The organism is Streptomyces sp. NPDC021012, assembly GCF_044333355.1.
Classification (GTDB): domain Bacteria; phylum Actinomycetota; class Actinomycetes; order Streptomycetales; family Streptomycetaceae; genus Streptomyces.
The window spans coordinates 952,795-967,666 of the sequence record NZ_JBIRQU010000003.1 but is presented as its reverse complement, the minus strand read 5'-3'; the positions used below and the strand labels follow the sequence as shown (position 1 = coordinate 967,666).

General features: G+C 70.6%; 12 protein-coding genes. 3 read left to right on the top strand and 9 right to left on the bottom strand.

What is annotated here, in order from left to right:
- Positions 1-92: 92 nt before the first annotated feature.
- From ACH4TP_RS14155 to ACH4TP_RS14115, 9 genes are all read right to left on the bottom strand, one after another.
- On the bottom strand, positions 93-1,571 hold the full coding sequence (locus ACH4TP_RS14155) for a non-reducing end alpha-L-arabinofuranosidase family hydrolase (RefSeq protein ID WP_398437800.1): 1,479 nt from the start codon (positions 1,569-1,571) through the stop codon (positions 93-95).
- Positions 1,568-2,290, bottom strand: coding sequence for a cupin domain-containing protein (locus ACH4TP_RS14150; protein WP_398437855.1), 723 nt, complete (start codon positions 2,288-2,290; stop codon positions 1,568-1,570). The genes ACH4TP_RS14155 and ACH4TP_RS14150 overlap by 4 nt, the downstream gene beginning before the upstream one ends.
- Complete coding sequence (locus ACH4TP_RS14145) at positions 2,287-3,147, bottom strand: PmoA family protein (protein ID WP_398437798.1); 861 nt, start codon at positions 3,145-3,147, stop codon at positions 2,287-2,289. Before ACH4TP_RS14145 ends, ACH4TP_RS14150 begins: the two co-directional genes overlap by 4 nt.
- Positions 3,144-4,193 carry a Gfo/Idh/MocA family protein gene (locus ACH4TP_RS14140; RefSeq protein WP_398190205.1) on the bottom strand — a complete coding sequence of 350 codons (1,050 nt, stop codon included), beginning with the start codon at positions 4,191-4,193 and terminating at the stop codon, positions 3,144-3,146. Before ACH4TP_RS14140 ends, ACH4TP_RS14145 begins: the two co-directional genes overlap by 4 nt.
- Positions 4,190-5,230 (bottom strand): endo-1,4-beta-xylanase, encoded by a 1,041-nt coding sequence (locus tag ACH4TP_RS14135; RefSeq protein WP_398437796.1) that lies wholly within the window; start codon positions 5,228-5,230, stop codon positions 4,190-4,192. The genes ACH4TP_RS14140 and ACH4TP_RS14135 overlap by 4 nt, the downstream gene beginning before the upstream one ends.
- 25 nt (positions 5,231-5,255) lie before the next feature.
- Positions 5,256-6,608 (bottom strand): glycoside hydrolase, encoded by a 1,353-nt coding sequence (locus tag ACH4TP_RS14130; RefSeq protein ID WP_398437795.1) that lies wholly within the window; start codon positions 6,606-6,608, stop codon positions 5,256-5,258.
- A gap of 90 nt (positions 6,609-6,698) precedes the next feature.
- Entirely contained in the window at positions 6,699-7,529 is an 831-nt protein-coding gene (locus ACH4TP_RS14125) for a carbohydrate ABC transporter permease (protein WP_389224947.1), read from the bottom strand.
- Positions 7,526-8,515, bottom strand: coding sequence for a carbohydrate ABC transporter permease (locus tag ACH4TP_RS14120; RefSeq protein WP_398437793.1), 990 nt, complete (start codon positions 8,513-8,515; stop codon positions 7,526-7,528). The genes ACH4TP_RS14125 and ACH4TP_RS14120 overlap by 4 nt, the downstream gene beginning before the upstream one ends.
- Complete coding sequence (locus ACH4TP_RS14115; RefSeq protein WP_398437791.1) at positions 8,508-9,800, bottom strand: extracellular solute-binding protein; 1,293 nt, start codon at positions 9,798-9,800, stop codon at positions 8,508-8,510. The genes ACH4TP_RS14120 and ACH4TP_RS14115 overlap by 8 nt, the downstream gene beginning before the upstream one ends.
- Positions 9,801-10,044: 244 nt before the next feature.
- Between ACH4TP_RS14115 and ACH4TP_RS14110 the strand changes: the two genes are divergently transcribed.
- From ACH4TP_RS14110 to ACH4TP_RS14100, 3 genes are read left to right on the top strand one after another with little or no spacing between them, the layout of a single operon-like run.
- Positions 10,045-11,088: a LacI family DNA-binding transcriptional regulator gene (locus ACH4TP_RS14110; RefSeq protein ID WP_389224953.1), complete on the top strand. Its 1,044-nt coding sequence runs from the start codon at positions 10,045-10,047 to the stop codon at positions 11,086-11,088.
- Positions 11,069-13,291 (top strand): glycoside hydrolase family 3 N-terminal domain-containing protein, encoded by a 2,223-nt coding sequence (locus ACH4TP_RS14105; RefSeq protein ID WP_398190190.1) that lies wholly within the window; start codon positions 11,069-11,071, stop codon positions 13,289-13,291. Before ACH4TP_RS14110 ends, ACH4TP_RS14105 begins: the two co-directional genes overlap by 20 nt.
- Positions 13,288-14,712, top strand: a complete 1,425-nt coding sequence (locus tag ACH4TP_RS14100; RefSeq protein ID WP_398437788.1) for a family 43 glycosylhydrolase — start codon at positions 13,288-13,290, stop codon at positions 14,710-14,712. Before ACH4TP_RS14105 ends, ACH4TP_RS14100 begins: the two co-directional genes overlap by 4 nt.
- The last annotated feature ends 160 nt before the right edge of the window (positions 14,713-14,872 follow it).

Here is a 14,872-nt window from a genome sequence, read left to right as displayed (position 1 = left end):
CGACGACACGTCCGGACGCAGCGGAGAGGGCTCGGCGGTCCGCCGAGCCCTCCACGTCGGCTCCCCGTCGGAGCCGGAACGGTGCCGCGTCGTCAGCGCTGCAGCGTCAGCAGACCCGGGCGGTAGGGCCAGAGGCCGTAGTCGCCGCCGACGCTCGGGTCGCGGCCCTGGTAGAGGAACTGCAGGTTGCAGGGGTCGATCGTGAACGTCTGGTCGGCGGTGGCGCGGACCAGCTCGCCGTGGCTGATGTCGTTGGTCCAGGTGGCGCCGCTGTTGGCCTTGCCCGCGAAGGGGCTGCCCTCGGTGGCGGCCTGCGGCGTCCAGGTGCCGTTCAGGCTGGTGGCCGTGAACGAGCGGAAGTAGCGCTGCTCGGTCGCGCCCCGGGCCTCGACGATCATGAGGTACTGGTTCTGGTCCTTGACCTTGTAGACCTGCGGCGCCTCGAAGAGGTTCTTCTCCGTGTCGCTCATGACCGTCGTGTACGACGAGCCGAAGCTGCCCGGGAAGTTCCCGATCGGCATGCTGGCGCGGTAGATCTTGCCGTTGTCACCGGCGAAGAACAGGTACATGTTCGTCCCGTCGCCGATGAGCGTCTGGTCGATGGGGCCCGTTCCCGAGCCGGCGATGGTTCCGGAGAAGAGCTCCTGCTCCGCCGACCATCCGTTGGGGTTGCTGGGGTCGGTCGACGTCCGGTAGGAGAAGGCGGACCTGCCCCACTGGTAGGCGAGCACCCAGATGTTCTTCGGCGCGAAGTAGAAGAGCGTGGGCGCGACGGCGGAGTTCGTCATGCCGTTCTGGGCGGTGGTGGCCATGTCCGACCAGTTGGTGAAGGGGGAGAAGTTCATCGAGCCCCAGCCCTGACCCGAACCCGCGGCGCCGTACGTGGTCGCGTAGACGAGGTTCCTGCCGTTGTACGGGGCGACGGTGAAGTCCTTGAGCGAGGCCCATCCGGCCTTGGGCTGCGCCAGGGGGCCCGTCGACGACCAGCGGTACGTGGAGGGGAGGGCACAGGTGCCGGGGGTGCCGCCGCCGGCGACCTTGACGAACTGCCACTGCTGGTTGGCGCCGCCCCAGTCGTCGTACTGGACGATGTTCGCGCCGTCGGCGGTGGAGGCGCCCTGGACTTCGAGGGCCTTGCCGCTGTGGCGGGCGACGAGGCGCACGTACCCGTCGGCGCTGTCCGCGAGGCGCCACTGCTGGTTGGTGCCGTTCACGTCGGTCCACTGGGTGATCGCGGCACCGTTGGCGGTGGAGCCGTTCTGGACGTCCAGGACCTTGCCGGAGAGGCGCGACTTCACGCGGTAGTAGCCGTCGCCGTTGGAGACGAACTGCCACTGCTGCTGGTTCTGGTCGTTCCTGGCCCACTGGGTGATGCGGGCGCCGTCGCTGGTCGACAGGTTGTAGACGTCCAGGGCCTTGCCGCTGTTGCGGTTGACGAGGACGTACCAGGCGGTGGTGTCGACGGTGGCCGCGGCGGCCGGCGGGGCGGTGAGGAGCGAGGCGCCGAGCAGCAGGGACGACAGGACCGCCAGGACGAGACCCAGGACCAGCGGGGGGTGGCGAAATCTCATCGGAGATTCTCCTTCGGGGGGTGCGGGTGGGGACGGGGGTGGGCGGGGAGGGCGTACGGGTGGAGGAGGCCGCACATCCCGAAGAGCGGGACCTCCGGGCGGTTCAGCCGCTCCACCGCGCCCTCGTCGAGATGCGCGAGGTCTCCGGCCTTCAGGCGCTCCAGCTGACGGCCGGTCTCCTCGGCCGCCGCCAGGGCGCCGCCGCGCCAGCGGACCTCCCACGCGTCCAGGAGGTCGCGCTTCAGGCGGTGGGCCGCGGCGTGGAACTCCCGCAGCCCCCCTTCGTCACGCAGGGTCCGGAACCCTTCGAGCGCCAGGTCGCGGCGGCGGAGCGCCGCCCGGGCGAGGTCGCCGGTCAGCGTCGCCGCCGCCCGGTAGGCCTCGGGATCGGCCAGGACGGGCGCGGGGAAGGTGAACACGGCGTCGCCGGCCTCGGGGAGGCCGCTGTTCTGCATGAGGACGACGAGCCGCAGACCGCCGCCGTTGACGAGGCGGTGGATCGTTCCGGGGGTGAACCGGACGACGTCGCCGGTCCGCAGCGGCGTGTCGGCGAACCCGGTGGTGGTGAGGGTCTGGACGCCGCCCTCACCGCCGATGACGACGTACGCCTCCGAGCAGACGAGGTGCATGTGGGGGGTGCCGCCGCACAGTCCGTCGGCGGCCTCCCACTCGTACACGGTCAGGTCGGAGAGTCCGACACCGCCGGGGAGCGGTGTCACCACGGGTGCTCCTCGACGTACCGGGTGAGGCGCGCGAGGTCCCACGCGCCGTCGGCCACGACGATCCGGTAGCGGCGCGCCAGCGTGTCGCCGGGGGCGAGCGGCACCTCCTTGTCGAACGCCAGGGACGGGTTGACGGCGGGGATGGGCTCGCTGCGGACGAACCACTGGCAGGGGTGGTCCGGGTCGTCCAGGAAGAGCAGGGTGGAGGAGTGGTCGACCTCGTCGTGCGCGCCGACGAAGGCCAGCCAGTCGCCCGGTTCGCCCATGCCGGGGCCGATCACGTCTCCGCCGGTGAACTCCCGCGGGCCGCGCCAGAACAGGCCGGAGTATCCGGCGAGTTCCCGTCCCTGGGTGCCGGGGCTGCCGAACACGAGCTCGGTGTCGTGGACGTTGGTGAGCGCGGTGGTGACCTCCAGCGTCCAGGAGTCGGCCTCGACGTCGCGCGCGGTCAGTGTGCGGCGTTCGTCGATCCACCGCTCCCCCGCCATGGTGTGCCAGGCGAGGTCCTCGGTGACGACGGCCCGGTCGTGGTCCGTCTCGGCGGACACGGTGAGGCTGCGCATGGTGCCGAGGTTCGGCAGGTCGACGTAGCCCTGGCCGCGCAGGTACGTGCCGCCGCCCCAGAAGTTCTCGCCCGACAGCCAGGAGGCGGTGAACTGGACGCCCTTGTGCCAGCGGTGGTCGTGCGGCCGGTAGCCGGTGACGACCCGGCCGGCGAGCGTGCGCACCGGATGCAGGTAGGGCTTCGGCGCCTCGAAGGGGTCCATGGCCGGGCGGTGCACGTACCGGAAGAGCTCGGTGCCCCGGGCCCGTACGGTCAACGCGTCCTCGTCCCGCAGGAGTTCGAGCGTCATCGGAACACCTCCGGGCGTCCTCCGTGGAGCGCGCCGTAGAACGGGTCGCTCGCGTCGATCTCGCCGCGCACGACCGGCCGCCCGGTGATCGCGGCCTTGTACAGGGCGGTGACGAGCTCCATGGTGGGCCGGCCGAGGTCGGGGCGGGTCCCGGCCTCGTACCCGTCGAGGAACTCCGCGAGCTGCGCGGTGTGCGAGCTGGGCAGGTCCTCCGGCGGTTCCCACTTTGTGGCGGGCGTCCTGCCGGTGAACGTCCAGTCCGCGTTGGAGTAGCCGTACAGGTGGCGCAGTTCGACCGTGGCGCCGGTGAGGTCGAAGCGGAGGTAGCTCTCCTCGCGCGGGGAGAGGACGCTGTTGACGACGGTGGCGACGGCACCGTTCTCGAAGCGGACCAGGGCCGTGGACACGTCCTCGGTCTGGACGTCCCGTTCGAGGCGGCCGGCCATCGCGCGGACCTCGGCCCAGGGGCCGAGCACCGCGAGCAGCAGGTCCATCTGGTGGATGCCGTGGCCGAGCGTCGGGCCGCCGCCCTCGCTCTGCCAGGTGCCGCGCCACGGCACGTCGTAGTAGGCGTCGTCGCGGTACCAGGTCGTGACGCACTGCGCGACCAGCGGGCGGCCCAGGGTCCCGGCGGCGATCATCTCGCCCAGGTACCGGGCGCCGGAGCCGTACCGGTGCTGGAACACCGCGCCCGCCGCGGCGGTCTCGCTCTCGGCGGCACGGATCCGGTCGAGTTCGGCCAGGGACAGCGCCACCGGCTTCTCGCACCAGACCCACGCCCCCGCGTTCAGGCAGTCCACGGCCTGTTCGGCGTGCAGGAACGGCGGCGTGCACAGGTGCACGACGTCCGGGCGCTGCTCGTCGAGCATCGTACGCAGGTCCGTGTACACGGCGGGGATGTCGTGCTCGGCCGCGAAGGCCTCGGCGCGCTCGGCGTCCACGTCGACGGCGGCCACGATCTCGGCCCGGTGCGCCTGGGCCCGGAGGGCGGGGACGTGGCAGATGCCCGCGATCCCGCCCGTCCCGACGATCGCCGTCCTGATCATCCGCCCAGCACCTTCCTGATGGCGTGGTAGGCGGGCTTGGGCCGGAGGTTCTCGTCGTAGGGCAGCGCGGCGCCCTCCTCGGGGAAGACCCCCGGGATCCACGAGTACTTGTCCGTGTAGTCCCAGATGGTGACGCCGACGCACCGCTCGACGTCCAGGCAGGCCTTGACGTAGTCGGCGTACCAGTCGGCCTGGGTGGCGAGCTTCTCGGGGGTCGCCGGGAGCTGCATCCGGATGTCGAGCTCGGTGACGGCGACGTCGACGCCGAGGTCGGCGAAGCGCTGGATGTTCTCCTTGACGCCGGCGGGGAAGCCGTACTGGAGCGCCAGGTGGCCCTGGAGGCCGAAGCCCTCGATCGGGACGCCGTCGGCCTTCAGCTGCTTGATGAGCTTGTAGTAGGCGTCGCTCTTGGCGTTGATGCCGTCGACGTTGTAGTCGTTGAGGTAGAGCTTGGCGTGCGGGTCGATCTCGTGGGCCCAGCGGAGGGCGTCGGCGATGTAGCCGGGGCCGAGCGTCTTGTAGAAGAGCGACTCGCGGTAGGTGCCGTCCTCGTTGAAGGCCTCGTTGACGACGTCCCAGTGGATCACCCGGCCCTTGAAGTGCCGGACCTCCGTCTGGATGTGGTTCTTGAGGACGGCGCGCAGTTCGTCGGCGGTCCAGCTGCGGGCGGTGAGCCAGGCGGGGAGCTGGTTGTGCCAGACGAGGGTGTGGCCGCGGACCTTCTGGTGGTGGTCCTTGGCGAAGGCCATGACCTTTTCGGCGGCGGTGAAGTCGAAGACGCCGCGCCGGGGTTCCGTGGTCTCCCACTTCATGGCGTTGCCGGGGGTGGTCTGTCCGAACTCGCTGCCGAGGAGCTTCAGGTAGGCGGCGTCGGTGAACTCGGGGTTGTCGGTGGCGGAGCCGAAGTACTTGTGGTGCTTCTTGGCCAGGTCGGCGAGCGTGCTGGGGCGGGGCTCGGCGGTGGCGGGGGTGGCGGCGAGGCCGGCGGCGAGGCAGACGGCCGCGCCGAGGGCGACCAGATGGCGGGACACGGACATGTGCGGCTCCTCGGTGGTGGGCGGGTCAGTCGAGAACGATCGTGGTGAGCGCGCGCGGGGCGAGCTTCGCCGTGAGGGTGGTGCCGTGCGTGGTGGCGACGGCGGCCGGGGTGATCGAGCGGGTCTCGTCGGTCACGTAGGCCTCGGGGTGCCGGTCGTGTCCGCCGCGGAGGGCGAACTCGGCGGACTTCTCGCTGGTCGCGGTGTTGAGGATCTCGATGACGCGGCTGCCGTCGGTGTTGCGGAAGGCCGTGACGCGCAGGGCGGGGTCGGCGTCGGTGACCGGCACGCGGACGGCGCCGGGGCGGATGAAGCGGCTGAAGGCGGCCAGCGCCCAGTACCGCTTGGACACCCGGTAGTCGTCACCGGGGTTGGCGAGCTGGATGAGCCCCCGGGTCGCGCCGAGGGACGCGCCGGTCCAGTAGACGTAGGCGTTGGCGTTGCCGACGGTCAGCGTGTTCTGGATGTCGGCGGCGACGGCGAGGCCGTCGTAGCCGGTGCCGTCGTCCCAGTGCTCGTTCCAGGTGGAGCCGTCCGGCGACCACTCGGACATCCACACGTGCTTGTCAGTGGGCTGCGGGACGGTGGTGGGACCGCTGTAGCGGTGGCCGGTGACGGTCCGTACGGCCCTGTCGGCCTCCGGGTCCGCCTCGATGGCCTCGGTGAAGGCGACCTGGCGGTCCCAGCCGGCGGCGTCGCAGCAGACGATGCCGGTCTTCAGTCCCGAGGCGCGGACGGTCGGTCCGAGCACCTTGAGGAAGTCGACGGCCTGCTGGGGCGTGAAGCGCATCGAGGCGTAGGTCGCCGTCCAGTCGGGCTCGTTGGTGAACCCGAGGTCGGTGATGTCGATGCCCTCCCGCTCGTAGAACTTGGCGTACTGGACGAGGTAGTCGGCGTAGGCCCGGCGCCAGGCGGGCAGCAGCTCGCCGCCGTTGTTCTCGTCGCCGTTGGTCTTCATGAAGGCCGGCGCGCTCCAGGCGTCGGCGTAGAACCTCTTGACGCCGTACGCCTTGGCCTCCTTGGCGAGCCAGACCTGACCGCCGTCCCAGCCGTCCCAGACGTACTCCGGCGCGGCGTCCGGCCCGCCGGGGTCGGCGGGCAGGATCGTCGGCATGTGGTCGTAGACCCGGTCGGTGGACGACCCGATGCCGAGGCGCAGGATCGAGAGGCCCGCGCCCTTCTCCTTGCTGAGCAGCAGGTCGAGGACCTCGCGCCGCTTCTCGGGGCTGAGGCCGCGCGCGCCGTGGAGCAGATCGGCGCGCTGGAAGGCCATGGAGAAGCCGAACCCGTCGATGGGCTGGAGTGCGGCCCGGAAGTCGATGGCGGGGCGGACGGAGGCCGTGGCGGAATCCACGGTCTCCGGGTCGGCGGCGGCCACCTGCGTTGTTAGCGCTAACAATATGCCGGTGGTCAATGCTGTCAGGCGTTTCACGGAGTCTCCTCGGTAAGGGAGGGCGAGCGGTACGGATCAGCCCTTGGTCGCGCCGGCGGTGAGGCCGCCGATCAGCTGGCGCTCCGCGACGGCGTAGAAGGCGAGGGCCGGGACCATCGCGAGCACGATGTACGCGAGGACGAGCGCGAAGTCGGTCGAGTACTGGCCCTGGAACTGCTGGACACCGACCGGGATGGTCTGCCACTTCGGGTCGCTGAACACCAGGAGCGGCAGGAAGAAGTTGTTCCAGCTGGCGACGACCGCGAGCACGGAGACCGTGCCGAGCGCGGGGCGCGCCATCGGCAGCAGGATCTGCCAGAAGAAACGGAACTTGCCGCAGCCGTCCATGGTGGCGGCCTCCTCGATCTCCGCCGGGATGGTCCGGAAGAAACCGCGCAGGATCACGATCGTCATGGGGAGCCCGAAAGCCGCCTGCGGGAGGATCACCCCGAGCGGATTGTCGAGCAGACCGAAGGTTCGCAGCATGAGGAAGAGCGGCAGGACGGCCACCGCGAACGGGAACATCAGCCCGATGGTGAAGAGCGTATAGAACAACTCCCTCCCCCGGAAGGCATAGCGCGCGAGAACGAAAGCCGCCATCGCGGAGGCCACCACGGTGCAGACCGTCGTGCCGATCGCGATGCCCGCGCTGTTGGCGATCTGCCGCCAGAACATTCCGTCGCCGAGAATTCCGGTGTAGTTGCCGATCCTCCAGTGCTCCGGAAGTCCGAACGGATTGTTCGTCAGTTCCGCGGTGCTCTTGAATCCGGAGACGACCGCGTAGAGCAGCGGTACGGCGACGAAGGCGGCGATCAGCCAGACCACGGCGTGCAGCGAGAGGCCGCGTACCGTCCTGCGGCCGTTCATCGGCCACCTCCCGAGGTGACGGCGCCGCTCAGGTCACGGCGGAGCACGTACCGCTGGTAGAAGAGGGAGAAGACGAGGCTGATCATGAACAGCACCACGCTGATCGCGCTGGCGTAGCCGACCTGGTACCGCTTGAACCCGAACTGGAACATCGCGATCGCCATCGTCTCGGAGGAGTGGTTGGGCCCGCCGGCGGTCATGACCCAGACGAGGTCGAAGAGCTGGATGGATCCGATGATCGACAGGAAGACGCTGATCCGGATCGTCGGTCCGAGCAGCGGCAGCGTGATGTGACGGAAGCGCTGCCAGGCGCCGGCGCCGTCGATGGAGGCGGCTTCGAGGATCTCGGACGGGATGCCCTGCAGCCCGGCGAGGAACAGCATCATGTGGAAGCCGAAGTACTTCCAGATCATGACGATGAACAGGGTCGGCATGACCGTCGAGGGATCGGCGAGCCACTTGCCCTGGAGGCCCTCGAGACCGAACAGGCCCGCGAGGTGGTCCGCCATGCCCGCGCCGGGCAGGAAGATCATCGTAAAGAGGACCGCCGTGACGACCTCGGACAGGATGTACGGGGCGAAGAACAGCATCCGGTAGACGGCCCGGCCGCGGAGCTTCTGGTTGAGCAGGACCGCGGTGAGGAGGGCGAACGGCAGCTGCACCGTGATCGACAGGACGATCAGGTAGAGCCCGCGCCCGAGGTCGCCGAGGAAGACCTGGTCGTCGAAGAGCTTGGTGTAGTTCCCGAGGCCGACGAAGTCGTCCATGGGGCCGATGCCGCCCCACTTGAAGAACCCGGTCCAGACGGCGACGACGATCGGGGCGAGGACGAAGACGAGGAAGAGGACCAGGGCGGGGACGAGGAACCAGGCGACCGAGGCCCAGGCCGCCCAACCACGGTCGCCTGAGGGAGCCTTGACCGGCGGTGGTGTCGGCACGGACACCTCCGTCCGTTCCCCGGTCAGGGTGGACACGGAGCTAGGCACTCTTCGCGGCCTCGGTGATCGCGGCCGTGACCTGCTCGGGCGTCTTCTTGCCCGCTATGAGGTCGGCGACGCTGTCGTTGACCTCCTGGCCGACCGCCGGCGGGTAGGCCTGGTCGAGGAAGAGCTGGAAGCCCGTCGCCTTGACCAGGGCCTCGGCCACCACCTTCTTGTTGGCGTCGGTGAGCCGGCTCTCCGCGCCCTTGACGACGGGCAGGTAGCCGTTGGAGGCGAGGAGCTTGGACTCGTTGTCGAGGACGAAGAACCTCAGGAAGTCCAGCGCCTCCTTCGGGGCGCCCTTCCGCAGCGCGAAGCCGCCGCCGCCGCCGAACACCTCGGTCGCCTGCCCCGCGCCGCCGTCGACGGTCGGGAAGGGGAAGAAGCCCAGGTCCGCTCCGAGGTCGGCGCCCGCGTCCTTCTGCACCGACGGTCCCCACTGCCCCATCAGCTCCATGGCCGCCTTGCCGTTGCCCATGGTCGCGGCCTGGCCGCCCGGGGTGGCGTAGCCGGCGCCGAGGAAGCCCGGCTGGAACGGCTGGAGGTCGACGAGCTCCTTGAGGTGGGCGCCCGCCTTGACGAAGCCGGGGTCGGAGAAGTCCTTGGTGGTCGCGGCCTTCTGGAGGGCGGGGAGGCCGGCGACGCGCATCGCCAGGTAGGCCCAGTAGTAGTGGCCGGGCCACTTCTCCTTGCCCGCGAGCGCGATCGGGGTGACGCCCGCGGTCTTGAGCTTCCTGACGGCGTCGAGGAACTCGGCCCAGGTGGCGGGCGGAGCGGTGATCCCCGCCTTGGCGAAGAGCTTCTTGTTGTACCAGAAGCCGACCATGCCGATGTCGTACGGGACTCCGTAGGTCCGGCCGCCGATCCGGTAGGCCTGGAGCGAGACCGGCGTGAGCTTGTCCGACCAGTCGAGGAGGTCGGTGATGTCCTCGACGAGACCCGCGTCGACCTGCTGCTGGAGCACGCCGCCGCCCCAGGTCTGGTAGACGTCGGGGAGCTTGCCCGAGGACGTGGTGGCGGTCAGCTTGGACTTGAACGCCTCGTTCTCCAGCGAGGTCGTGTTGATCGCGACCTTCGGGTGGGCCTTCGTGTACGCCGTGGAGATCTCCGGGAAGAGGGACTTCCCCGGCTCCGTGGTGGCGATGTTCCACCACTCGAACGTCACCTTGCCGTCGGCCGACAGGTTGCCGCCCGACCCGCCGGACCCGCAGGCCGTGGTGAGCGCGGCGGACAGGGTGGTCATGCCCGCGAGCGCCAGGAAGCTTCGTCGGCTCGGGAGAGTGCTGGCCATGGGACCTCCGGGGTGGGAAATGCCGGTTTCGCGCCCGAAAACTTTTCGAAATACTCTCGAAATTCTGCGCTGCCACAAACTAGGAACGCACGGCTCCCCGGTCAAGACCTCGCGTCAATTTATCTGACTCGCCTACGGACAGCGGCTGTTCGCAGGGTTGACAGCTGCTCCGACCGTCCGGAAACTCATCGAAAGTTTGCGATACCTATCGCCGGGCTGAAGGCGTCCGCGCAGAGGAGAGAAGTTGAGCGAGCAGCGCCCGACCCTGGCCGTCATCGCCGCGGAGGCAGGGGTCTCCCAGGCCACCGTGTCCAAAGTGATCAACGGCCGCTCCGACGTCGCACCCTCGACACGCGAACGGATCGAGGGCCTGCTGCAGGCCCACCACTACCTCCCGCCCGGTCGGCAGGGCAGAGCCCGCAGATCGGGCCTGGTCGACCTGATCATCGGCGGGCTGGACAGCGCGTGGGCGGTGGAGATCCTGCGCGGCGTCGAGGCCGAGTGCGCCCAGCGGAGCGTCGGCACCGTCGTGTCGCTCGTCCCGCCGGGCGAGGCCACACCGTCCAGTTGGACCGCGCTGCCGGTCCTGCACCACAGCGACGGCGTCATCCTCGTCACCGAGTCGGTCACCCACGCCCAGCGCGCCCAGGTCGAACGGGCCGGGGTGGCGCTGGTCGTCATCGACCCGATCGACCTGCCGGGCAACGGCGTGCCGAGCGTCGGAGCGACCAACTGGGCCGGCGGCCTCGCCGCCACCGAGCACCTGCTGGAACTGGGGCACCGCCGGATCGCCACGATCGGCGGACGCAGGGAGATGCTCTGCAGCCAGGCCCGCATCGACGGGTACCGGGCCGCCCTGGAGCGGGCCGGGATCGAGGTCGACCGCGACCTGATCCGGTTCGGCGACTTCCAGCACGAGGGCGGGTTCCGGTGCGCCCAGGAACTGCTCGCCCTCCCCGACCCGCCGACGGCCGTCTTCGCCGGCAGCGACCAGCAGGCGATGGGCGTCTACGAAGCCGCCCGGCAGGCCGGCCTGAGCATCCCTCGGGACCTCAGCGTGGTCGGCTTCGACGACCTGCCGATGTGCGACTGGCTGTCACCGCCGCTGACGACGGTGCGCCAGCCGCTGGAGGAGATGGGCCGGGTCGCCGCCCGCACGCTGTTCCAGCTTCTGGACGGCCAGCCCCTCGTCAGCCCGCGGATGGAGCTCTCGACCGAACTCAAGGTCCGCGTCTCCACCGCCCCACCCCGTTCTCAGGAGTACCCCCGTGACCGAGCCCTGGCGTGACCCCCTCCTGCCCGCTGCCGTCCGAGTCGCCGATCTGCTGAGTCGGATGACGCTGGAGGAGAAGGCGGGTCAACTCGCCGGCTTCTGGGCCCTGCCGTCCGATCCCGGAGCGCCGGTGGCGCCGATGGAGGACGATTCCGGCGAACCGGCGCCCGGACTCGACGACATCATCGGGCAGGGCCTCGGCCAGCTCACCCGGGTGTACGGGACGGCGCCGATCGCCGCGGAGACCGGCATGGAGCGGCTCGCCGCGCTCCAGACGCGGGTGACGGAGGCCGGCCGGTTCGGCATTCCGGCCCTCGCTCACGAGGAGTGCCTGACCGGGTTCATGACGCTCGGGGCCACGGTCTTCCCCGGGCCGCTCGCCTGGGGCGCGTCCTTCGACCCCGGCCTCGTGCGGCGGATGGCCGCCGCCATCGGCGACGGGATGCGACGGGCCGGCGTCCACCAGGGGCTCGCTCCGGTGCTCGACGTGGTCCGCGACTACCGGTGGGGCCGTACCGAGGAGTGCGTGGGCGAGGACCCGTACCTCGTCGGCGCGATCGGCACCGCGTACGTCCAGGGTCTGGAAGGCGCGGGCGTCGTGGCGACGCTCAAGCACTTCGCCGGGTACTCGTCCTCGCGCGGCGGCCGGAACATGGCCCCGGCCGCCGTGGGGCCGCGCGAGTTCGCCGACGTGCTGGTCGAGCCCTTCGTCCGGGCGCTGCGCGAGGGCGGCGCCCGGTCGGTGATGAACGGTTACACCGATGTGGACGGCGTCCCCGTCGCCGCCGACGAGCGGCTCTTCACCGGACTCCTCAGGGACGAGCTCGGCTTCGACGGCACCGTCGTCGCCGACTACTACTCGGTCTCCTTCCTGGAGTCCCGGCACGGCGTCGCCGGATCGCGGGGCGCGGCCGGCGCGCTGGCGCTGACCGCCGGAATCGACGTCGAACTGCCCACGGCCCGCTGTTACGGCGAGCCGCTGACCGCGCTCGTACGGTCGGGAGACCTGTCCGAGGCCCTCGTCGACCGGGCCGCGGAGCGCGTCCTGCTGCAGAAGGCCGAGCTCGGCCTGCTCGACCCCGACTGGGAACCCGTCAAACCCGAGCCGATCGACCTCGACCCGCCGGAGAACCGGGCGCTGGCCAGGATCCTGGCCGAACGGTCCACGGTGCTGCTCGCCAACGACGGCATCCTGCCGCTGCGGCCGTGCCGGGTCGCGGTCACCGGGCCGTACGCGGACGATCCGCTTGCCTTCCTCGGCTGCTACTCCTTCCCGAACCACGTCGCACTGCCCGGCGATCCCGGGGTGGAGGTCCCGACGCTCGGCGAGGCGCTCGCCGCCGCCGGGTTCACGGTCACCGAGGAGGACCCGGAGGTGAACGTGCTGGTGCTCGGCGACCGGGCCGGCATGTTCGGCCGGGGCACCTCGGGCGAGGGCTGCGACGCCGGGACCCTCGACCTGCCCGGCGACCAGGTCGCACTCGCCTCCGCCGTTCTGGACTCCGGAGTGCCGACCGTCCTGGTCCTGGTCTCCGGACGGCCCTACGCGCTCGGCTCGGTGGCCGGGCGCGCGGCGGCCGTCGTCCAGGCCTTCTTCCCGGGCGAGGAGGGCGGGACGGCGCTGGCCCGGATCATCAGCGGGGTCGCGGAACCGTCCGGACGGCTGCCCGTCTCCATCCCCCGCCAGGTCGGCGGCCAGCCCGGCACGTACCTGCGCTCCAGGCTCGGCGGGCGCACCGACTGGAGCTCGGTGGACCCGACTCCGCTGTTCCCCTTCGGACACGGGTTGAGCTGGACCAGCTTCGCCTACTCGGAGCTCTCGGTGGATCCCGTCGCCGCGACGGACGGAGCCGTCTCCGTCTCGGTCACCGTACGCAACGTCGGAGAGGTGGCCGGGACCGAGGTGGTCCAGCTGTACCTCTCGGACCCCGAGGCGTCCGTCGTCCGGCCGGAGAAGTGGCTCGCCGGATTCGGCAGGGTCGAGCTGCAGCCGGGCGCGGCCGCCCGGGTCACCTTCTCCGTCCATGCCGACCGGACCTCCTTCACCGGACTCGACCTGCGCAGAAGAGTGGAACCCGGGGAGATCGGCGTGGCCGTCGGACGGTCCAGCGGCGACCTTCCGCTCCGGGGCTCCTTCACCCTGCACGGCCCCGTACGCCACCCGGCGGCCGACCGCGTCCTGTCCGTGCCGGTCGAGATCGTCCCGGTGATCTCATGAGCATGCCGTTCGGTGATCCCGTGCTCCCCGGGTTCCGGCCCGACCCGTCCGTCTGCCGGGTGGGGGCGGACTACTACCTGGTGACGTCCAGCTTCGAATGGTTCCCGGGCCTTCCGGTGTTCCACAGCCGCGATCTCGTGAACTGGCGGCGCCTCGGCTCCGCGCTCGACCGGCCGTCCCAGCTCGACCTCGACGGCTGCGAGCCTTCCCGGGGCCTGTTCGCACCGACGATCCGGCACCACGACGGGGTCTTCCATCTCGTGTGCACGCTGATGGACGGCCCCGGTCATTTCGTCGTCACGGCGACCGACCCGGCGGGACCGTGGTCGGAACCGCACTGGCTGGAGGGCGAGGGCTTCGACCCGTCGCTGTTCTTCGACGACGACCGGGCCTGGTTCACCGCCTCCCGCGTGGTGGACGAGGCCGCCGGCCACACCGAGATCTGGATGCGCGAATACCTTCCCCGGGAGCGACGGCTCACGGGACCCGAGTACGTCCTGTGGTCAGGAAGCCGGCCGGGCGCCCGATGGTCGGAAGCTCCGCATCTCTACAGGGTCGACGGCAGCTATCTCCTGCTCACCGCCGAGGGCGGCACCGCCGAGGACCACAGCGTGGTGGCCGCCCGTGCCGACCGCGTGACCGGCCCCTACGGGGGCGTCCCCGGCAACCCGGCACTGCCTCCCGCCCCGAAGGGCCCGGTCACCTGCACCGGACACGCCGACCTCGTGCAGACGCCGTACGGGGACTGGCGGGCCGTCCTCCTGGGCGTCCGGCCGGGTTCCGCCCTGGGCCGTGAGACCTTCCTCAGCCGGGTCACCTGGCACGACGACCTGCCGGTCTTCTCCCCCGTCGCCCACGCCGGTCTCTCCCGCCCCCTCCACGACGACTTCGCCACCCTCTCCGCCGACTGGAGCACCCTGCGCACCCCGCGCGCGCCGTTCTGGACCACCGGCGACGGGCTCCGCCTCCGGCTCCGCCCCGAACGCCTCGGCGAACGCACCACCCCGTCCCTCCTGGTCCGCCCCCAGGAACAGCCCGACTGCGACGTCTCCACCGAACTGCGCTTCCTCCCCGCCGCACCGGAAGAACAGGCGGGTCTCGCCGTCGTCATCGACGACGACACCCATCTCGTACTCCTCCGCACCGCGGAAGGGCTCAGCCTCCGTCGCGGGGCCGATGTCCTGGCCCGCGCCGCCGTCCCGCCGGGCCCCGTCCGCCTGGGGATCCGCATCCGCGGCTTCGGGCACACCTTCGCCTACGCCGCGCCCGACGGCGCCTGGCAGGACCTGGCCACCGTCGAAGCCACCTTCCTCACCCCGCTGTTCACCAGCGTCCAGCTCGGCCTCTACGCCACCTCCAACGGCCGCCCTTCCTCGAACCAGGCCCATTTCCGGTGGTTCGACATCACTTATCCGAACTGACCGAGGACTCGCTCGCAGAGAAGCGGTCCCTGTCGAAACGTTTTCGACAGGGACCGCTTTTCCTTGGTTTCAGCGAAAGGCCGTGACGGCCCTGACCGACAGCCGATGTTTCCGAAACATCTTCGAAACCATTGACAGGCTCATGCCGTATTTCCAGACT